Below are 19,550 nucleotides of genomic sequence, written 5' to 3' on the forward strand. Positions count from 1 at the left end.
CCCACCGGAGCCCGCCCCCACCCAGGCCCGCGCCTCCACCCCCACCCCACCCACTCCCGTCCCACCAACTCCCGTCCCACCAACTCCCGTCCCACCAACTCCCGCCCCACCTGCCCCCCGCTCCGCGTACCCCCCGCTTCGCGTACCACCCCGGTTCGCCTGTTCCGGGGGCCCGCAACGGCCCGCTCGATACGCTGCCACGTCATGATCAGTTGAGAGAGGTGCCGTGGTGAGTCAATACTTCGACCTGGGCGACGAAACCCTGTGGAACCCTTCCAGCGGCGCCTCGCGGCTGTTCCGGCGCCACGTGCCGGTCTTCGAGGCGGAGCTCGGGCTCCCCTCCGGTATCGGGCCGATGGAGAACGACGAGTGCCAGATCGACCCAGTCGCACTCGATGCGTTCGTCCATGCCCTGTTGGCGCAGCACCGGAAAGCGGGCCACGCCGTCATCCTCGCGCTTTCCGAAGGCTTCACCGCGACGATGCTGGTGCTCGCAGAGCGCGCCGGCATCAGGCTGGACTGGGCGCGGCTCGGGACCCTTCCGGCAGCCTTCGAGGACGTGCAGGTTTCCGCGGACACAAGGTGGCCGGTCGCTGAGGGCGGCGGAGCCTGGGGGGCGGGACTGCGTGAGAAGGCCCGGGAGCTGGGGCGGCGCATGCCCCGTTGACCGGTCACGTCAGCAGCCGGGGATGCGTGCCCTCATGCGCCGAACAGCACCCGCTGGGCCGCCTCTCGGGCTGCCAGGCGGGCGCCCGCCAAGACTGCCGGGTCGCCCAGGGTCGTGGCGCGGATCTCCGTCGGGACCGGGGTGAGTTCGGCCAGGCGGTGGGAGACGCGGGCGGCCAGGGCGGGGCCGCCCGCGCGGCCGAGTTCTCCGGCCAGGACCACGCAGCCCGGGTCGAGGAGGGCGGCGGCGGCCGCCGCGCCCAGGGCGAGGCGTTCGGCGAGGGCTTCGAGGAAGGGTTCGCCGGCGGCTCCCGCGACGGCCTGTTCCACCGCGCCGGCATAGCCGTGTTCGCGGGCCAGCGCGGTCACGGCGTCCCGGCCGGCCAGGGCGTGGAAGCCGCCCGCGCAGTCGACGGCCGAGGGCAGCCCGCCGGTGCCGGGGACGGGGAGGAAGCCGATCTCGCCCGCCCCGCCGGAGGCGCCCCGGCGCAGCCGGCCGTCCAGGACGACGGCCGCGCCCACGCCGGCGCCGAGCCACAGCAGGACGAAGGAGTCCAGGTCGCGGGCGACGCCGAGGCGCTGCTCGGCGAGGGCGGCCAGGTTGGTCTCGTTCTCGACGGCCACGACGGCGGGCAGGGTCCGCTGGAGGGCCGCGACCAGGTCCCGGTGCCAGGCCGGGAGGCCGATGGTGTCGCGGAGTTCGCCGGTGGCGGGGGCGACCAGGCCCGGGGCGCCCACGACGACGGTGTGCAGTGCGGCGGCGCCGGCCTCGTGGGCGGTGCGCAGCAGGGCCGCGACCGCGTCCTCGGGTGCGCCGACGGGCAGGGCGGCTTCGGCCAGGGGGTGGCCGAGCAGGTCGGTGACGACGGCGGTGACCCGGTCGGTGCGGACGTCGAGGGCGGCGAGGTGGGCGCGGCCGGCGACGATTCCGTAGAGCTTGGCGTTGGGGCCGCGTCGCTGTGCGCCGGATTCGCCGACGACCTCGATGAGGCCCGCCTCGGTGAGCCGGTCGACGAGGTCGGCGACGGAGGGGCGGGAGAGGCCGGTCATGGTCTTGAGCTGGGTTGCCGTCAGCGGCCCGGCGTCCTGGAGGAGTTGCAGGGCGAGGCGGTCGTTGATGGCACGGGCCGTGCTGGGTGAGGCGGGGGACGGTACCGGGGCGTGGGCTGGAGTCACGGCGCCCATCCTAGGAGTCGCAGCCGTTATCTATCAGGCAGGGTCCCTGATAGTTTATGCGTCATGACCGGGGACACCGACCTCAGCCCGGCACGCCTGCGCCGTGCCCGCCATGCCATCGCCGCCGTGTTCTGCGTGCACGGCGCCGTCACCGGCTCCTTCGCCACCCGGATCCCGTGGATCCAGGAGCATGCCCAGCTCAGCGCGGGCACGCTGGGGCTGGCGCTCGCCTTCCCCGCCGTGGGCGCCGCGCTCGCGATGCCGCTGGCCGGGCGGATCAACCACCGCTTCGGCGCGCGGGCCGCGCTGCGGGGGCTGCTGGTGCTGTGGACCCTCTCGCTGATCCTGCCGGCCCTCGCCCCGAGCCTGCCCCTGCTGTGTCTGGCGCTCCTCTTCTACGGGGCCACCGCCGGCATGTCGGACGTGGCGATGAACGCGCTGGGCGTGGAGACCGAGAACCGGCTGGGTCGCTCGATCATGTCCTCCCTGCACGGCATGTGGAGCGTGGGCGCGCTGCTCGGGTCCGCGGCCGGTACGGTCGCCGCGCACGCCGGGACGGACGCCCGGCTGCACCACCTGGTCGCCGCGCTCGTCCTGACCGCGGGCGGGCTGGTCGCCGTACAGGGTGTGCTGGACCTGCGCAGCGACGGGGACGCGCAGGCACCCCCGCACTTCGCGCTGCCGCCGAGGTCCGCGCTGCTGATCGGCGCGATCGGCTTCTGCGCGGTGTTCGCCGAGGGCGCGAGCCTGGACTGGTCGGCGGTCTACCTGCGGGACGTCCTGCACACGGACGCGGGTCTCGCGGCCGCCTCGACCACCGCCTTCGCGCTGACCATGGCGGTGGCCAGGCTCGTCGGCGACCGGGTGGTGGACCGCTTCGGGCCGGTGCGCACGGTGCGCGCGGGCGGGGTGCTGGCCACCCTCGGCGGCCTGCTCGTCATCGGGGTCCGGCATCCTGCCGGGGCCCTGGCCGGGTTCGGGCTGATCGGGCTCGGGATCGCGGTGGTGGTCCCGCTGGCCTTCGCCGCGGCGGGGCGCAGCGGGCCGGCTCCGGCGCAGGCGATCGCGGGTGTCGCGACGATCACGTACACCTCGGGGCTGATCGCGCCGTCGGCGATCGGCGCGGTGGCGGACGCGACCTCGCTGGTGGTGTCGTTCGCTCTGGTGACCGTGCTGGCGTTCGCGCTGGTGGTGGGTGCCGCGGTGCTGCGCCCGAAGCCGCCGGTGGGGCGGTCCGGGGGCGGGTCCGCCGGGAAGGCCGGTCCGGCTGAGCGGGATGAACCTGCCGATATACGGCCTTAATATGTCGGTGGCCGCAGCGGCACTCCGTGCACTGCGGCTTCGATGTGTGCGCGGCTTCGGCCGCGCTCGTCCGGATGACCGGGAAGACCGGCACAGAGGAGTGGAACATGGGCCTCGGCGTGGGCTGGACCCTGCACGGAGACGGGCGGACTCCCGCCCCCGGCGCGGTGGTCCGGCCGGAGGAGCGGCTGTCGTGGCCGCGGACCGCCGGGCTGGGCGCCCAGCACGTCGTGGCGATGTTCGGCGCGAGTTTCGTCGCGCCGGTCCTGATGGGCCTGGATCCGAACCTGGCCATCATGATGTCCGGCATCGCGACGGTGATCTTCCTGCTCGCGACGCGCGGCCGGGTGCCCTCGTACCTGGGCTGCTCGCTGTCCTTCGTCGGCGTGGCGGCGGCCATCCGGGCGTCGGGCGGGGACAGCGCGGTCGTCACGGGCGCCGTGTTCGTCGTCGGCGTCGCGCTGTTCCTCGCCGGTCTCGCGGTACGGCGCTTCGGCGCGCGCGTCATCCACACGGCGATGCCGCCGATCGTGACGGGCGCGGTGGTGATGCTGATCGGCTTCAACCTGGCGCCGGTGACGGCGTCGACGTACTGGCCGCAGGACCAGTGGACGGCGTTGCTGACCATGCTGTTCACCGGGTTCGCCGTGGTGTGCCTGCGCGGCTTCTGGTCGCGCATCGCGATCTTCCTGGGGCTGGTCTTCGGGTACGCGATCTCCTGGCTCTTCGACCTGCTCTTCGGCAAGATCCACTCGACGGTGGGCGGGGAGGCGGCCGTGGACCACTGGCGTCTGGACCTCTCCGCGGTCGCGAAGGCCGACTGGATCGGTCTGCCGTCCTTCCACGGGCCGTCCTTCGAGTGGTCGGCGATCCTGATCGCCCTGCCCGTGGTGATCGCGCTGATCGCCGAGAACGCGGGGCACATCAAGGCCGTGGGCGAGATGACCGGCGATCCCCTCGACGACAAGCTGGGCACGGCCATCGCGGCGGACGGCGCGGCGTCGATGCTGTCCACGGCGGTCGGCGGCCCGCCCAACACCACGTACTCCGAGAACATCGGCGTCATGGCGGCCACCCGGGTCTACTCCACGGCGGCCTACTGGGCGGCGGCGGGCTTCGCGCTGCTCTTCGGCCTGTGCCCGAAGTTCGGGGCGGTCGTCGCGGCGATCCCGGGCGGCGTCCTCGGCGGCATCACCGTCATCCTGTACGGCATGATCGGCCTGCTCGGCGCCCAGATCTGGGTCAACGGGCGGGTGGACCTGCGCAATCCGCTGAACCTGGTGCCGGCCGCGGCGGGCATCATCATCGGTGTCGGCGGGGTGAAGCTGCAGATCACCGACAGCTTCGAGCTGGGCGGCATCGCGCTCGGCACGATCGTGGTGATCGGCGGCTACCACGCGCTGCGGTGCCTCGCCCCCGCGCACCTGAAGCCGCAGGAGCCCCTGCTCGACGCCGGCACGTCCGCCTACGACGACGACGGGGAGGCGGAGGACAAGCGGCGTTGACGGGGTTTCGCCCGAACCGGGGAAGCGTCCGGCCAAGTTCCCCGGATCCGCGCCGGCGCCTGCGACCCTGCCTCCCATGGAAGCGGTGCTGGCGCGGATGCGCGCCCTGGAGGAGCGGCTCCCGCCGCAGGACGGCGTCGCCGTCTTCAACCGGGTCTACCTGACGGTGACGGAGACCCTGCACCATCGGATCGAGCACGGGGGCTTCCCGGCGCCGCGGCGGGCGGCGACGCTCAGCGTGCGCTTCGCGGAGCGGTACCTGACGGCGGTGGAGGCGGACCGGGCGCCGGCCTGCTGGCGTCCGCTGCTGCAGTACCGCCGCCACCCCGGGATCCGGCCGCTCCAGCACGCGCTGGCCGGGATCAACGCGCACATCGGCCACGACCTGGCGCTCGCGGTGGTGGCCACGTGCGGTGAGCTGGGCTGCGAACCGCGCGCTCTGGAGGCGGACTTCGACCGGGTCGGCGACACGCTGGTCTCCTTGGAGGAGCACATCCGCGAGGACCTGATGCCGGGTCCGGACCTGCTGGAGATCGCCGACCCGCTGACCCACCTGGTCGGCTCGTGGAGCCTGGAGCGGGCCCGCGCGGGGGCCTGGTCGGCGGCCCGGCTGCTGTGGACGCTGCGCCGGGCGCCGGACCTGGCCGAGGAGTTCGCGGACTCCCTGGACGCGGGCGTAGGCCTGGTCGGCCGCTGCCTGCTGACCCCGCGGGGCTGACACGGCGCCCGGGCGCCGTAGGGCCCGGCCCGGGCCGCTGTCAGGGCCGGTCGATAGATTCCGGCCATGACGACACTTCTCCTCGACGGCGGGCCGGTCGCCCAGGACGCCCCGGTCAGCCGGACCGGCGGGGTGCCGCTGGGCCCCGCCGGGATGGTCTGGCCCGTGTGCCGCGCATGCGCGGGCCCGCTGCGGTTCCTCGCCCAGATCGTGCTCGACACGGGTGTGCTGGCCCTGTTCATGTGCGCGCACCGGCCCGGCGAGTGCGAGCAGTGGAGTCCCTCCGCGGGCGGGAACCTGGCCCTGCTGCTGCCCGCCGAGGGGCTGGCGCCCGTACCGGTGCCGCGCGGTGCGGATCCGGAGGTGCTGGGGCTGGGCGCCGTACGGGCCGCCGTGCCCGCGGGGGCCGCGGCGGACGGGCGGGCGGTGCTGGGCTCGCTCGGCGGCGAGCCGGACTGGCTGCAGTACGACGAGACCCCCGACTGCCCCGCGTGCGCCCGGCCGATGGGGTTCGCGGCGGGCCTGGAGGAGGGGCCGGACCCGGTCACGGCCATGAACTTCGGGTCCGGCAAGGCGTACGCCCACGTGTGCGGCGGCTGCGGCCGTGCCGCGCTGCTGTGGCAGTGCTGAGCGCCCCCGGCGCCCGCGGCGCGGGGACGCGGCCAGGAGAACGAGGCGCGGGGACGCGGGTGTGAGAACGGGCCGCCGGCCCGCGTGCTGACGGCGCGGGGCGGCGGCCCGTGATCAGGGGCCCGGGGGGGCCGGGAGGATCAGTCCTCCGGGAGTTCGACCGGGGCGATCTCGTCGTAGACGTCGCCCGGGCCCGGGTTGGTGGAGTCCGTGGACCCGCCGAGGTGGTGCATGACGCCCCAGACGGCGTTCAGGGCGGTCTGGACCGCGCCCTCGGCCCAGCCGGCCGTCCAGGAGATGTCGTCGCCCGCGAGGAAGATGCCGCGCTTGTCCTCGGGGAGGCGGTCCTGCATGAAGTGGGTGTACAGGCGGCGCTGGTAGCGGTAGTGGCCGGGGAGGTTGGCCTTGAACGCGCCCATGAAGTAGGGCTCGTCCTCCCAGGAGACGGTGACCGGGTTGCCGATGATGTGGCGGCGGATGTCGACCTTGGGGTAGATCTCGCCGAGGGACTTCAGCATGACCTCCATCCGCTCGTTCGCGGACAGCGGCAGCCACTTGAGGCTGTCGTCGCACCAGGTGTACGACAGGCAGATGACGGCCGGCTTGTCGGGGCCGTTGTCCAGGAGGTAGGTGCCGCGGGTCATGCGGTCGGTCAGCGTCATCGACATGACGTCGCGGCCGGTCTCCTCGTCCTTGTCCAGCCAGAACGGCCGGTCGACGGGGACGAACAGCTTGGACGACTCCATGTAGTGGGTGCGCTCGATCGCCGTCCAGTGGTCGATCGGGAACAGCGTGTCGTCGCACTCGATCTTCGACAGCAGCATCCAGGACTGGGCCGTGAAGATCGCGGCGCGGTAGGTGCGGATGTCGCCGGAGGCGTCGGTGACGGTGATGCGGTTGCCGGCGGTGCGGTGCAGGCGGGTCACGGCCGGACGCGGGGTGCCGCCGTGGAGGGAGGACAGGGAGGTGCCCTGGGCCCAGTGGACGATCTTCTCGGGCTCGCGCTCCCACAGGCGCAGCGGCAGCTGCTGCGAGCCGCCGACGATGCCGCGGTGGTGGTCGTCGGCCTCGGTGTAGACGACGCGCAGGATCTCGAGGATCGAGTTCGGGAAGTCGGTGTCCCAGCCGCCGGTGCCGAAGCCGACCTGGCCGAAGATCTCGCGCTTGCGGAAGGACTTGAAGGCCTCCGACTTGCACAGGAAGCCGTAGAAGGTCTCGTCGTCGAGCTTCTCGACGAGCTTGGCCCAGATCTCGCGGATGCGCGGGACGTCCCGCTCGCGCATCGCGGTGTTCATGTCGGAGAAGTCGGCGCCCTCGTCGAGGCAGGCGTTCCAGGCCTCGGCGACGTCGCGGTAGATCTGCGGGAGGTCCGCGATGGTCTCCGCGTAGTGGGTCTCGCCCTTGAGGTCGACGACCGTGGAGGGGGTGGCCTCGGCGAGCGGGTTCGGGAAGGGCTCGGTGACCAGGCCGACGAGGTCGATGTAGTGCTGCAGGGCCGTGGAGGAGGGCGGGAAGCGCATGGCGCCCATCTCGGCGGTGAGGCCCTCGGTCTCGGCGCCCTCGAAGCCGACGGTGCGCAGGCGGCCGCCGATCTGGTCGGCCTCGTAGACGACGGGCTTGAGGCCCATCTTCATGAGCTCGTAGGCCGAGATGATGCCGGAGAGTCCGCCGCCGATGACGGCGACCTCCGTGCCGAACTCGGTCGCGGGTATCTGGCCGAGGCCCGCCGGGTGGGCGAGGAAGTCGTCGTAGGCGTACGGGAAGTCCGGACCGAACATGGTGATCGGCGGCTGTCCGTCGCTGTGCGGGACGGCGGTGGTGGGCACCGTGGACGTCATGGGGTACGACTCCTTGCGGGCAGGGCTCGGGGGGTGGAGCGGTGGGGGCGGGGTGGGGCGGGGGGCTGGTGCGGGTCAGACGAGCGAGGCGTAGAGCCCGGGCCGGCGGTCGCGCAGGTACGGGTTGTTCTCGCGCGAGACGCCGAGCAGCTCGGGGTCGACCTCGCCGAACACCATTTCCTCGCCGCGGCCGGCGCGGGTGCGGGTGGTGCCGTCGGGGCTCGCCAGGCAGCTGAGGCCGACGAACTCGAACTCGCCCTCGGGTCCGGTGCGGTTGACGTACGCGACGTACATCTGGTTCTCGAAGGCCCGGACGGGGACGAGGTGCTCGGCGACGAACTGGAAGGGGTGCATCTGGGCGGTCGGCACGAGGAGGAGGTCGGTGCCGACGAGCGCGTGGGCGCGGACGTTCTCGGGGAACTCCACGTCGTAGCAGATCATGATGCCGATGCGGATGCCGCCGAGGTCGGCCTGGACGACGGGGGTGTCGCCGGGGGTGAAGGCGTCCTGCTCGAAGCAGCCGAAGAGGTGGGTCTTGCGGTAGTTCGCCAGGGACGCGCCGTCGGGGCCGATGAGCTGGGCGGAGTTGTAGACCGTGTCGCCGTCGCGCTCGGGGTAGCCGTAGAGGACCGCGAGGCCGTGGCGGCGGGCGATCTCGCCGATGGTGCGGGCGGAGTCGCCGTCGCTCGCCTCGGCGAGGCCGGGGACGGCGTCGAGGTCGAGCGCGTAGCCGGTCAGGAACATCTCCGAGGTGACCAGCAGCCCGGCCCCCGCCTGTGCGGCGCGCTCGGCGGCCTCGTCGAGAGCCTTGAGGTTCTCGGCGACGTCGCCGAGGAAGCCGGAGCTCTGGAGGAGGGCGGTGCGCAGCGGGGGCATGGGCGTACCTCTGGGGCAGGAGGGTCGGTGCGGTCCTATGAACGGTACGTTTCGGCCTCCCGGCGCAACAAGGCGCCGATGTTGCGCGCTGGTGTGCGATTCGTTGCGCGTTGCGGGGCCCTGGCGGCGATTCGTTGCGCGGCGGGCCCGGCCAGGCCGGTCAGTCGGCGGTCCGGCGCAGCAGGAGGGTGGCGAAACCCCAGGTGGCACGGTATCCGCGGAGCCATTCGGTGCGGTGGCCGTTCGCTGCGTCGAGGGCTTCGGCGCTGCCGGGGTGGTCGGGGTGGTCGAGGGCCCAGGCGGCCAGCGATCCGGTCCAGGACCACTCGTAGTCGTCGAGTTCCTCGCGGGTGCTGAGGTGACCGTACACCGGGGTCCAGCCGGCCGCTGTGACCTGGTCGACGAGGGTGGGCAGATCGGCGAGGGGCCCGAAGTCCTGGAGGTCCGCGGGGGTGGGCGGGTGCTCCCAGTAGCCGTCTCCCACGAGGACGCGGCCGCCGGGGGCGAGGTGGGCGCGGGCCGCTTCGAGGGTGGGCAGGAGCCCGCCGAGGGCGTGGGCGGCACCGATGCTGAGGACGAGGTCGTAGGGGTGCGGGTCGGCGTGGTCGGCGGCCGGCCGCAGGTGCAGGGACAGCCGGTCGGCGACGCCGAGTGCCTGGGCGGCGGCCGCGGCCCGGTCGAGCGCGGTGCGGGAGACGTCGACGCCGACGCCGTGCACGCGGGGGCGGTCGCGCAGGGCCCGCAGGAGCCATTCGCCGGGGCCGCAGCCGAGGTCGAGGACGCGTTCGGTGCCGCGGGGCAGCGCACGGTCCAGGAGCCGGGCCACGGCGGCGTCGCCGAGCGGGGCGGCGACGGGGTGGTGGGTGTGGGCCAGGTGGGAGATCGTCTCTCGGTTCACCCGGACACTGTGCCGGTCGGGGGTGCTGCGGGCAGCCGGTTTTCCGGACGTGCCGCGGGGCTGCGGCGGGGGCGCCCGTGGGGCCGCGGGGCGGGCGGGGGCCGCGTCCGGGCCGGGGCGGGGGCCGCGTGCGGGCCGGGGGGCGTCTGTCCGGGTTTCGCCGTGGGGCCGCGAAGAGGATCGTGGGAGGTGCACCGTGCGGCGCCGGCTCGGCGCCGGCGGACACCCGTGCCGGGAGGCTCGTCATGCGCAAGGTCATGGACTGCAGGGAATACCCCAGCGAGATGAACTGCACCCTCGCGATCTCGGGCGAGGAGGAAGAGGTCGTCGCGGCGGCGGCCCAGCACGCCGCGGCCGTTCACGGCCACGAGGACACCCCGGAGCTGCGCAGCTCGCTGCGCGGCATGTTGAAGGACGAGGCGCCGCAGCACGCGTGAACCCGCGGGGCCGGGCAGCGGAGGGAGCCGCGCGGCCGGTCTGGCGCTGTGGCCGGAAGGGTTTGCCGGGGCGCGGCGTCCGGTGCGGTGCATCGCAAGGCGGAGGGCCGCGGCTCGTACTGGACGTACTCGCGCGGTCCGACAACGCGGCGAGGTGCCGTGCCGGGCGTCGCGACCCGGTGAACCCTGCCGGTCACAGCACTAGGCCGGGGCGCCCGAGGTGAAGCGGCGCAGGAGCGGGGAGAGGACGAGGACGGACTTCGTGCGTTCGACGAAGGGCTCGCCCGCGATGCGTTCCAGGACCCGCTCGAAGTGGCGCATGTCGGAGGCGAAGATCTGGACGAGGGCGTCCGCGTCGCCGGTGACGGTCGACGCGGACACCACCTCGGGGTATCTCTCCAGTCCTCGCCGGATGTCGTCCGGCGAGGTGTTGTGGCGGCAGTAGATCTCGATGAAGCCCTCGGTCTCCCAGCCCATGGCGGCCGGGTCGACGCGGACGGTGAATCCGGTGATGGCGCCTTCGGCGCGCAGCCGGTCCACACGCCGCTTCACGGCGGGGGCGGAGAGCCCGACCTCGGAGCCGATGTCCGCGTAGGAGCGGCGGGCGTCCTCGGCGAGGGCGTGCACGATGCGTTCGTCGAGATCGTTCAGTCGCACGGGGGGTGAATCACTTCTGTTCAGCGACCTCCGCGGCCGGGGCGGCCACGGTGGCCACAGTGGCCAGGCTGGAGCGGCGCATGCCGTAGAAGAAGTAGATCACGAGCCCGACCGCCATCCAGCCACCGAAGCACAGCCACGTGGCCAACGGCAGCTCGATCATGAGGTAAGCGCAGAAGAGGAAGCCCAGGATCGGGGTGACGGGGAAGAGGGCGACCTTGAAGGTGCGGTTCATCTCGGGGCGCTTGTGGCGCAGGATGACGACGGCCACGTTGACCAGGCCGAAGGCGAAGAGCGTGCCGATGCTGGTGGCGTTGGCCAGTTCACCCAGGGGGATGAACGCGGCGAGCAGTCCGCAGAAGAGGCAGACGATGATCGTGTTGGTCTTCGGGGTGCCGGTCTTCTCGTCGACCTTGGCGAAGGCCTTGGGCATCAGGCCGTCGCGGGACATGGCGAAGAGGATGCGGGTCTGGCCGTAGAGCACGGCGAAGACGACGCTGGCGATGGCGACGACCGCGCCGGCGGCCAGGATGACGCTCCAGAAGGAGTGGCCGGTGACGTTCTCCATGATCTGGGCCAGGGCGGCCTCGCTGCCCTCGAACTCCTGCCACGGCATGGCGCCGACGGCGACCAGGGCGACGAGGCAGTAGATCGCGGTGACGATCAGCAGCGAGAGCATGATCGCGCGCGGCAGGTCCTTCTTCGGGTTCTTGGCTTCCTCACCGGCGGTGGAGGCCGCGTCGAAGCCGATGTACGAGAAGAAGAGCATGGAGGCGGCGGTGCTGATGGCGGTGACGCCGAGCGGGGCCAGCGGGGTGTAGTTGCCGGCCTTGATGCCCATGAAGCCGATGACGATGAACAGGGCCAGCGTCACGATCTTGACCGCGACCATGATCGTGTTGATCCGGGCGCTCTCCTTGGCTCCGCGGAGCAGGAAGACCATGCACAGGAGCACCACGACGAGGGCGGGGAGGTTGATGTAGCCGCCCTCGCCCAGCGGGGCGGAGAAGCCCTCGGGGATCGTGAGGCCGAGCGTGCCGTCGAGCAGCTCGTTGAGGTACTGGCCCCAGCCGACGGCGACGGCCGCGACGGAGACGCCGTACTCCAGCACCAGGCACCAGCCGCAGACCCAGGCTATGAGCTCGCCCATGGTGGCGTAGGCGTAGGAGTACGAGGAGCCCGAGACGGGGATGGAGCCCGCGAGCTCGGCGTAGGAGAGCGCCGAGAACAGCGCGGTGAGACCGGCGACGATGAAGGCGATGAAGACCGCCGGGCCGGCGACCGGGGTGGCTTCGCCGAGGACGACGAAGATGCCGGTGCCCAGGGTCGCGCCGATGCTGATCATGGTCAGCTGCCACATGGTGAGCGAACGCTTGAGCGCGCCGCCCTCACCCTGGCCGCCTTCGGCGACCAACTGCTCGACCGGCTTGCGGCGGAGCAGCGGGTGGGCGGGCCTGCGGGGCTCGGAAGCGAGCGGCGGCGCCTGGCCGTGGTCGAGCACGAGGGGACTCCTTGTCACTGCGGATCGACAGAGGTCGGGGATGAGGCGTCGACCGCGACGATCCGGAGCAGGACAGGGCCCCACGGGGGAAGGGCCTGGCATGGCGGACCGCCGAGCAGGCGATCCGCGCCACTCCACGTACAGCGAGTGAGCCTACGAGCTGAGTGATACCGCCCGTAATGGACCATCCTTGCACATTGGCGCACGATCATTGCGCGGATCGGTCACTGACAGTTGTTTGTTGCGTGTGGATGATCGATCGCTGCGCAGGCCTCCCGCGGCCCCCCTTCTTGACACCTCGTCAGATCTGTCGCGGGGTGCCCACCGGATCAGGGGCCGCCCAGGCCGCCCCCGACGGCATTGGTGTGCTCGGCGGCGGTGGAACCGGGTCCGCGCGGGGTACGGGTCAACGCGTGGCACCGGGAGCACACGGACCCCCGGGCCGCCGCCCCGCCGGGCGCCGAGGGACGGCGGCGCGAGGCGGCGAACGCACCGCCGGCCGCATGGCCGCGCACGCCGGCCTCGCGGCCGCCCGGTACGTCCCGGCCTCGCCGCTGTGCCCGTACGTGACGGGGCGGACACCCGCGGTGGACGGCCGCAACGGCGCGGAGTTCCCCCGTCCGACGATCGGAGGCGAAGGATGAGCGCACCGGTGCACGACGAGGGCCGGCCCGGCCCGTGGCAGCAGCGGACCGGGCGGCGGGAACGGGCGCCGTGGCCGCAGCAGCGGGGCGAGGCGCGGGACGCGGTCCCCGGCGGGTGGCAGGATCCGCAGCCCTTCCTGCGCGGGGTCGCCTGGCTGGACAAGGGCCGGCCCGTGCGCGCCGACCCCGCCGACACGATGCGGCTGCCGTGGGACACCGGTGAACGGGCCACCCTGCCCATCGGGGTCCGGCTGGAGTTCACCACCGAGACCGCGACGGCCGTCGAGATCCGCTACCGGGCCACCGTGCCCGGCCCCACGGACGCCCTGCGCGACCTCGCGCACGGCTTCGCCCTGTGGGACCGCCACGGGATGGTCGACGAGGTGTTCACCGAGCCGGCCGCGGAGGCCGTCGTACGCATCGGGCTGGGGGGCGGCAGCGGCCCCTTCACCGTCCACCCGCCCGAGAACCAGTCGCCCCTCGTCCTCGGCCTGCGCGGGATCGGCGGCGCCCTCGCCCCCGCGCCGCCGGCGCCGCGCTGGGTGGTGCACGGCGACTCCATCACCGAGGGCTGGTGGTCCACCCGGCCCGCCCACGGCTGGCCCGCCGTGGCCGGCCGGGCCCTCGGCTGGGACGCCGTCAACCTCGGCTACGCGGGCGCCGCGCGCGGCGAACTGGCCACCGCCGAACAGCTCGCGGGCCTGCCGGCGGACGTCCTCACCCTCGCCTTCGGCACCAACTGCTGGTCCCGGGTGCCCTTCTCGGCGCCGCTGCTCTACGAGACCACGCGCGCCTTCCTCGAACTGGTCCGCCAGGGCCACCCGCGGACCCCGCTGCTGCTGGTCTCCCCCGTGCTGCGGCCCGACGCGGAGCGCACCCCGAACAGGCTCGGCGCCACCCTGGGCGCGCTGCGCGACGCGATGGAGCGCGCCGCCCGCGACCGGATCGCCGCCGGCGACGACCGGCTCGCCGTCCTCCCGGGCCGTGACCTGCTCGGACCCGAGCACCTCGCGGACGGGCTGCACCCCAACGACTGCGGACACCAGGTGCTCGGCCTCGCTGTGGCCACGGCCCTGCGGCGCACCGGGTTCGGCACGGGGTGAGTGAAACAGCCCACACCGGACGGGGTGAACAGATCCCGTCCACCGGGGCGTGTCCTGTGCACAGTTGCCGCCGCTGGGGGCGACGGCACAGACAGACACGACGTGGGAGAGATCAACATGGGCATGAAGCGCGCAACCACCTTCGCCGCGGCCGCCGTAGCCGTCGTCCTGGCGGCCAGCGCCTGCGGCCCCTCGGACTACAAGGCCTCGGACTCGACGCAGCCCGCCGGCGCCGCCGCCGAGGCCGCTCCGGCCGCGGCCGGGCCGGGCAACCAGCCGGGCGGGCAGCTGGCGGCGTCCGTCACCGAGCAGCTCGGCTCCGTCCTCACCGACAGCGCGGGCCTGACCCTCTACCGCTTCGACAAGGACACCGCGAAGCCGCCGAAGTCCAACTGCGAGGGTGACTGCGCGAAGACCTGGCCGGTGGTCGCGGCCGGTGACGTCACCGCCGCCGCGGGCATGGACCCGGCGCTGCTCGGCGAGGTCGTGCGCGCCGACGGCAGCAAGCAGCTGACGGTGGCGGGCTGGCCCGCGTACCGGTTCAACAAGGACGCCAAGCCGGGCGACATCAACGGGCAGGGCGTCGGCGGGGTGTGGTTCGCGTTCGCCCCCGACGGCAAGAAGGCCGCGAAGGCGGCCCCGGCCGAGGCCGCCCCGGCCGCTCCCGCCGGGGCCGGCGAGGCGGCGCCCGGCCTGTCCGTGGCGAAGGACCCGAAGCTCGGCGAGCACATCGTCGACGGCAAGGGCATGACGGTCTACCGCTTCAAGAAGGACACCGCCTGGCCGATGGTCTCCAACTGCACCGGCGACTGCCTGGCGAAGTGGCCGGTCGTGCCGCCGGTGGACAAGGCCAACGCCAAGGGCATCACGGAGAAGAACTACCGGGTCATGGACCGGCCCGACGGCAAGCAGCAGCAGACCGTCGACTGCTGGCCCATCTACACCTTCTCGGGCGACAAGAAGCCCGGTGACACCAACGGGCAGGGCGTGGGCGGCACCTGGTACGCCGTCTCCCCCGACGGCAAGCTGATCACCGTCCAGTAGCCGGTCCGGTCCCCCCCGACCCCCCACCACGGTCCGCGCGGCCCCTGTCCCACCTCCCCCCGGGCAGGGGCCGCGCCCGTCGCGGCCCTCCGGACTGCGCCGGGCAGGTCATAGACTCGGCCGCATGCTGCGTGTGCTCGCTGTCGACGACGAGAAGCCGCTCCTGGAGGAACTCCTCTACCTGCTGCGCTCGGACCCCCGCGTGCGCAGCGCGGAGGGCGCCTCGGACGCCACCGGGGCCCTGCGCCGCGTCACCCGGGCGCTGGAGTCCGGTCCGGACGGGCCCGACGGCATCGACGTGGTCTTCCTCGACATCCACATGGCCGGTCTGACCGGGCTGGACATCGCCCGGCTGCTGGCCGGGTTCGCGCGGCCGCCGCTGATCGTGTTCGTCACCGCCCACGAGGGGTTCGCCGTACAGGCCTTCGACCTGAAGGCCGTGGACTACGTACTCAAGCCGGTGCGCCCGGAGCGGCTCGCCGAGGCCGTCCGGCGGGCCTGCGCGCAGCTGGGCCGGGCCGAGGAGGCGCCGGCGGGCCGGCCGGCCCCGTCGGTGGCGCCCCGGCCGGCTCCGGAGGCCGTCGTCGCCGACCGCGGCCCGGAGCAGATCGCGGTCGAACTGGGCGGTGTCACCCGTTTCGTGGCGATCGCCGACATCGCCTACGTCGAGGCGCAGGGCGACTACGCCCGCCTGCACACCGACGAGGGCAGCCATCTGGTGCGGATCCCGCTGTCCACGCTGGAGGAGCGGTGGGCGGCGCGCGGGTTCGTCCGGATCCACCGCCGCCACCTGGTGTCGCTGGCCCGGATCGACGAGCTCCGGCTGGACTCGGGCACCACCACGGTGCGGGTCGGAGCGGCGGAACTCCAGGTGAGCCGCAGGCACTCACGGGAACTGCGGGACCTGCTGATGCGGCACGCGACCGGTTGAGACCGGTCGGCGCCCCTCGCCGCGGGACCCCGCCGGGTGACCGCCGGGCGCGCGCGGCCGGCCGTTCACCGCACCGCGAGGGGTGTACGGCGATCCGCGGGAGCCGCCTGCCGCACCGGTGGCGTGAACGGCCCGCCGAAGCCGGCGCAGCTGCGTATCGTGGATCTTCCCGGCGCGGGAGGAGCGAGATGTCCGAGGTCCAGGCGCTGGTCGACGCCCTGAGCGGGCTGCCGCGGAGGCGGCCTGCGGGGCCCGTCGAGGCCGAGGCCCTGCTCGCCCTGCTGCGCAGTGCGGCCGCCCGCTGGGCGGACATCCTGTACGAGGCCGGCGAGGGCGTCCGCGATCAGGTCCCACCGCGCGCGGAGGCCGCGCTGACGCTGGCCTTCCGGCGTGCGGAGGAGTCGTACGTGGAGCTGGAGATCGCCCTGCGCGACTGCTCCGAGCACCGCGACCCGGCCATCTGACCGTGGCGGCCCTTCGGGGTCCGAATCGTGCCTGTCGCCCCGGTCGGGGGCGTGCGTAGACTCCGGTCACCCCGCTCCCCGCCCGAAGGACCGCCCTGGTGAACCAGACGTACGCGCTGACCGCGGTCGCCGTCGTCGTCCTGGTCACCCTGCTGCTCGGCGCGCTGGGCCTGCGGATATCCCGGACCACCTCCGACTTCTACGTCGCCTCGCGCACCGTGGGGCCGCGGCTGAACGCGGCGGCCATCAGCGGGGAGTACCTCTCCGCGGCGTCCTTCCTCGGGGTGGCCGGGCTGGTGCTGCTCCAGGGGCCCGGGATGCTCTGGTACCCGGTGGGCTACACCGCCGGCTACGTGGTGCTGCTGGCGCTGGTGGCGGCCCCGCTGCGGCGCTCCGGCGCGTACACGCTGCCCGACTTCGCGCAGGCGCGGCTGGAGTCCCGGGCGGTGCGCCGGATCGCGGTGCTGTTCGTGGTCGGGGTCGGCTGGCTGTATTTGCTGCCGCAGTTGCAGGGGGCCGGGCTGACCCTGGAGATCCTCACCGGGGCCCCGCACTGGGTCGGCGGGCTGGTCGTGGCCTGTGTGGTGAGCCTGGCGGTGGCCGCCGGGGGGATGCGCAGCATCACCTTCGTGCAGGCCTTCCAGTACTGGCTCAAACTCGCCGCCCTGCTGGTCCCGGCGTTCTTCCTGATCGGAGCGTGGGCCGGGGACGGTGCGCCGCGGGCCACCTTCGACGCCCCCGCGGTCTTCCGCGAGGCCACCGCGGTGACGCTCGCGCAGGACGTGCGGCTGTCGGTGAAGGAGCCGCTCGCGGTGACGGTGACCGGGCACGTGGACGGGCGTACCCACGTGTCGGCGCCGCTGGTGCTGGCGGCCGGCGAGCATTCCGTACAGGCCCGCACGCGGCTGGAGTTCGCCCCGGACACGCCGGTGCCGGCGGCCCGGGCGGAGCCGGGCGCCGGGGTGGGCACGTGGTCGGAGCCGCCGTCCGGGGAGCTGCGGGAGTACCGGCTGTACGCCACGTACGGGCTGATCCTGGCGACGTTCCTCGGGACGATGGGGCTGCCGCACGTGGCGGTGCGGTTCTACACGAGCCCCAACGGGCGGGCGGCGCGGCGGACCACCCTGGTGGTGCTCGGGCTGGTCGGCGCGTTCTACCTGCTGCCGCCGGTGTACGGGGCCCTGGGCCGGATCTACGCCCCCGAGCTGGCGCTGACGGGTGACGCGGACGCGGCGGTGCTGGTGCTGCCCGAGCGGATGCTGGGCGGGGTACTGGGCGAGCTGCTGGGGGCGCTGCTGGCCGGGGGTGCCTTCGCGGCGTTCCTGTCGACGGCCTCGGGGCTGACCATGGCGGTGGCCGGGGTGCTGCACCAGGACGTGCTGCCCAAGTGCGGGGCGCGCAGTTTCCGCTGGGCGGCGCTGGTGGCGATCCTGGTGCCGCTCGGCGGGAGCGTGGCGGCCACGGCGGTGCCGGTGGCGGATGCGGTGGGCCTGGCGTTCGCCGTGTCGGCGTCGTCGTTCTGCCCGCTGCTGGTGCTGGGCATCTGGTGGCGGGGGCTGACCCCGCCGGGTGCGGTGGCGGGGCTGGTCACCGGCGGCGGGGCGGCGCTGGGGGCGGTGCTGGCGACGCGGGCCGGGCTGGCTCCGGCGGGCTGGGCGCACACGATGCTGGCGTGGCCGGCGGCGTGGTCGGTGCCGCTCGGCTTCCTGACGATGGTGGCGGTGTCGCTGGCCACCCGGTCCCGCATCCCGGCGGGGACCGCGGCCACCCTGGCCCGGCTGCACCTGCCGGAGGTCGTGGCAGGGGACCGGGCGGGAGGCCGGGCCGGGAGCCGGGCCGGAGGGCGGGCCGGGAGCCGGGCCGGGGGGCGGCGGTGACCGCGGCCGGGCCGGCCCTGCTCGCCGTGCTCGCGGTGGCGGGCGCGGCCCTGCTGCTGGGCGCCGGCTGGGTGGCGGGACGCTGGCACGCGCGCCGCGGGGAGCGCCTGGCGGGCCTGGATCTGGGGACGCCGGTGGAGCGGGCCACCTTCCACACGCTGCACACGGCCTCGCTGGCCGCTCCCCCGCTGCGGGCGGGGCTGACCGAGGACGCGGCCCGCAAGGCGGCCCGGCGGCTGCGGTCGCTGCTGGGGACGGAGGCGCTGTGCCTGACGGACCGGGATGCGGTGCTGGCGTGGGACGGCCCGGGCGCCGACCACCACCAGCGGCGGGCGATGGCCCGGGTGGCGGTGATGCTGGAGTCGGGGCGCAGCCAGAGCGTGCGGACCGAGTGCCAGCGGCCCGACTGTCCGCTGAAGTGGGCGGTGTTCGCCCCGCTGACCGGCGAGGACGGGGTGCTGGGGGCGCTGGTGGCATACGGGTCGCGGGAGTCGGCGGTGCTGGTGCGGGCGGCGACGGAGGTCGCGCGGTGGGTGTCGGTGCAGCTGGAGCTGTCCGAGCTGGACCGTTCGCGGACCCGGCTGATGGAGGCGGAGATCAAGGCGCTGCGGGCGCAGATCTCGCCGCATTTCATCTTCAACTCGCTGGCGGCGATCGCCTCGTTCGTGCGGACCGATCCGGAGCGGGCGCGGGAACTGCTGCTGGAGTTCGCGGACTTCACGCGGTACTCGTTCCGGCGGCACGGGGACTTCACCACCCTGGCCGAGGAGTTGCGTTCCATCCAGCAGTATCTGGCGCTGGCGGGGGCCCGGTTCGGTGACCGGTTGAAGGTGACGTTGCAGGTGGCGCCGGAGGTGCTGCCGGTGGCTCTGCCGTTCCTGTGTCTGCAGCCGCTGGTGGAGAACGCCGTCAAGCACGGGCTGGAGGACTCCACCAAGGAGTGCCGGATCACGATCACGGCGCAGGACGCGGGGCCCGACGCGGTGATCACCGTCGAGGACAACGGGGTGGGGATGGATCCGGCCCTGCTGCGCCGGATCCTGGCCGGGGAGCTCGCGGGTTCCTCGTCGGGGGTGGGGCTGCCCAATGTCGACGAGCGGATCCGGCAGGTGTACGGGGACGCGTACGGCCCGGTGATGGAGACGGGGGTCGGCGCCGGCATGAAGGTGACCGTCCGGATCCCCAAATACCGTGCGGGTGTGCACAGTTCGCCGTCGGGGCAGGTCCCGCCGCCCCGGCCCTGAACGCCCGCGGCCCCCGGGCCCGTCCGTGGTGGACGGAGC

At 73.8% G+C, this 19,550-nt stretch carries 19 protein-coding genes; 13 read left to right on the top strand and 6 right to left on the bottom strand.

What is annotated here, in order from left to right; genetic code table 11:
- The first annotated feature begins 229 nt into the window (after positions 1-229).
- Entirely contained in the window at positions 230-667 is a 438-nt protein-coding gene (locus AVW11_RS32005; RefSeq protein WP_076046778.1) for a DUF6086 family protein, read from the top strand.
- A gap of 32 nt (positions 668-699) precedes the next feature.
- On the opposite strand, the gene AVW11_RS32010 is transcribed toward AVW11_RS32005, so the two are convergent.
- Positions 700-1,842 (bottom strand): ROK family transcriptional regulator, encoded by a 1,143-nt coding sequence (locus AVW11_RS32010; protein ID WP_413081421.1) that lies wholly within the window; start codon positions 1,840-1,842, stop codon positions 700-702.
- Between the two features lie 63 nt (positions 1,843-1,905).
- On the opposite strand from AVW11_RS32010, the gene AVW11_RS32015 reads away from it, so the two are divergent.
- From AVW11_RS32015 to AVW11_RS32030, 4 genes are all read left to right on the top strand, one after another.
- Complete coding sequence (locus tag AVW11_RS32015) at positions 1,906-3,144, top strand: MFS transporter (RefSeq protein ID WP_076046779.1); 1,239 nt, start codon at positions 1,906-1,908, stop codon at positions 3,142-3,144.
- Positions 3,145-3,251: 107 nt separating this feature from the next.
- Entirely contained in the window at positions 3,252-4,649 is a 1,398-nt protein-coding gene (locus AVW11_RS32020; protein WP_030841366.1) for a uracil-xanthine permease family protein, read from the top strand.
- A gap of 76 nt (positions 4,650-4,725) precedes the next feature.
- Complete coding sequence (locus AVW11_RS32025) at positions 4,726-5,367, top strand: DUF5995 family protein (RefSeq protein ID WP_030841369.1); 642 nt, start codon at positions 4,726-4,728, stop codon at positions 5,365-5,367.
- Between the two features lie 66 nt (positions 5,368-5,433).
- On the top strand, positions 5,434-5,997 hold the full coding sequence (locus tag AVW11_RS32030; protein ID WP_060178474.1) for a hypothetical protein: 564 nt from the start codon (positions 5,434-5,436) through the stop codon (positions 5,995-5,997).
- A gap of 140 nt (positions 5,998-6,137) precedes the next feature.
- On the opposite strand, the gene AVW11_RS32035 is transcribed toward AVW11_RS32030, so the two are convergent.
- From AVW11_RS32035 to AVW11_RS32045, 3 genes are all read right to left on the bottom strand, one after another.
- Complete coding sequence (locus AVW11_RS32035) at positions 6,138-7,835, bottom strand: flavin monoamine oxidase family protein (RefSeq protein WP_060178475.1); 1,698 nt, start codon at positions 7,833-7,835, stop codon at positions 6,138-6,140.
- Positions 7,836-7,910: 75 nt separating this feature from the next.
- Positions 7,911-8,711 (bottom strand): carbon-nitrogen hydrolase family protein, encoded by an 801-nt coding sequence (locus AVW11_RS32040; protein WP_076046780.1) that lies wholly within the window; start codon positions 8,709-8,711, stop codon positions 7,911-7,913.
- 160 nt (positions 8,712-8,871) lie between these two features.
- Positions 8,872-9,609, bottom strand: a complete 738-nt coding sequence (locus AVW11_RS32045) for an SAM-dependent methyltransferase (protein ID WP_076046781.1) — start codon at positions 9,607-9,609, stop codon at positions 8,872-8,874.
- A 245-nt stretch (positions 9,610-9,854) separates the two neighbouring features.
- Between AVW11_RS32045 and AVW11_RS32050 the strand changes: the two genes are divergently transcribed.
- Positions 9,855-10,046, top strand: a complete 192-nt coding sequence (locus AVW11_RS32050) for a DUF1059 domain-containing protein (protein WP_030841382.1) — start codon at positions 9,855-9,857, stop codon at positions 10,044-10,046.
- Between the two features lie 201 nt (positions 10,047-10,247).
- Here the strand turns inward: AVW11_RS32050 and AVW11_RS32055 are convergent, their stop codons facing one another.
- Together AVW11_RS32055 and AVW11_RS32060 are read right to left on the bottom strand one after the other, a co-directional pair.
- Positions 10,248-10,703 carry an Lrp/AsnC family transcriptional regulator gene (locus AVW11_RS32055; protein ID WP_030027017.1) on the bottom strand — a complete coding sequence of 152 codons (456 nt, stop codon included), beginning with the start codon at positions 10,701-10,703 and terminating at the stop codon, positions 10,248-10,250.
- 10 nt (positions 10,704-10,713) lie between these two features.
- Entirely contained in the window at positions 10,714-12,204 is a 1,491-nt protein-coding gene (locus AVW11_RS32060; protein WP_076046782.1) for an amino acid permease, read from the bottom strand.
- 503 nt (positions 12,205-12,707) lie between these two features.
- Between AVW11_RS32060 and AVW11_RS37565 the strand changes: the two genes are divergently transcribed.
- The 7 genes from AVW11_RS37565 (at position 12,708) to AVW11_RS32090 (ending at position 19,511) form a co-directional block, all read left to right on the top strand.
- Positions 12,708-12,848 carry a hypothetical protein gene (locus tag AVW11_RS37565; RefSeq protein ID WP_158076177.1) on the top strand — a complete coding sequence of 47 codons (141 nt, stop codon included), beginning with the start codon at positions 12,708-12,710 and terminating at the stop codon, positions 12,846-12,848.
- Positions 12,845-13,951, top strand: a complete 1,107-nt coding sequence (locus AVW11_RS32065; protein WP_078857469.1) for a GDSL-type esterase/lipase family protein — start codon at positions 12,845-12,847, stop codon at positions 13,949-13,951. The genes AVW11_RS37565 and AVW11_RS32065 overlap by 4 nt, the downstream gene beginning before the upstream one ends.
- A gap of 117 nt (positions 13,952-14,068) precedes the next feature.
- On the top strand, positions 14,069-14,995 hold the full coding sequence (locus AVW11_RS32070; RefSeq protein ID WP_060178583.1) for an SCO0930 family lipoprotein: 927 nt from the start codon (positions 14,069-14,071) through the stop codon (positions 14,993-14,995).
- Positions 14,996-15,119: 124 nt separating this feature from the next.
- Entirely contained in the window at positions 15,120-15,926 is an 807-nt protein-coding gene (locus tag AVW11_RS32075; protein WP_076046783.1) for a LytR/AlgR family response regulator transcription factor, read from the top strand.
- 188 nt (positions 15,927-16,114) lie between these two features.
- Entirely contained in the window at positions 16,115-16,390 is a 276-nt protein-coding gene (locus AVW11_RS32080) for a hypothetical protein (protein ID WP_030841397.1), read from the top strand.
- Between the two features lie 98 nt (positions 16,391-16,488).
- Positions 16,489-18,267, top strand: coding sequence for a sodium/solute symporter (locus AVW11_RS32085; protein WP_076046784.1), 1,779 nt, complete (start codon positions 16,489-16,491; stop codon positions 18,265-18,267).
- Positions 18,264-19,511 carry a sensor histidine kinase gene (locus AVW11_RS32090; RefSeq protein ID WP_030841403.1) on the top strand — a complete coding sequence of 416 codons (1,248 nt, stop codon included), beginning with the start codon at positions 18,264-18,266 and terminating at the stop codon, positions 19,509-19,511. Before AVW11_RS32085 ends, AVW11_RS32090 begins: the two co-directional genes overlap by 4 nt.
- Positions 19,512-19,550: the final 39 nt, after the last annotated feature.

The sequence above is a fragment of the Streptomyces amritsarensis genome, from assembly GCF_001953875.1.
Taxonomy (GTDB): Bacteria; Actinomycetota; Actinomycetes; order Streptomycetales; family Streptomycetaceae; genus Streptomyces; species Streptomyces amritsarensis.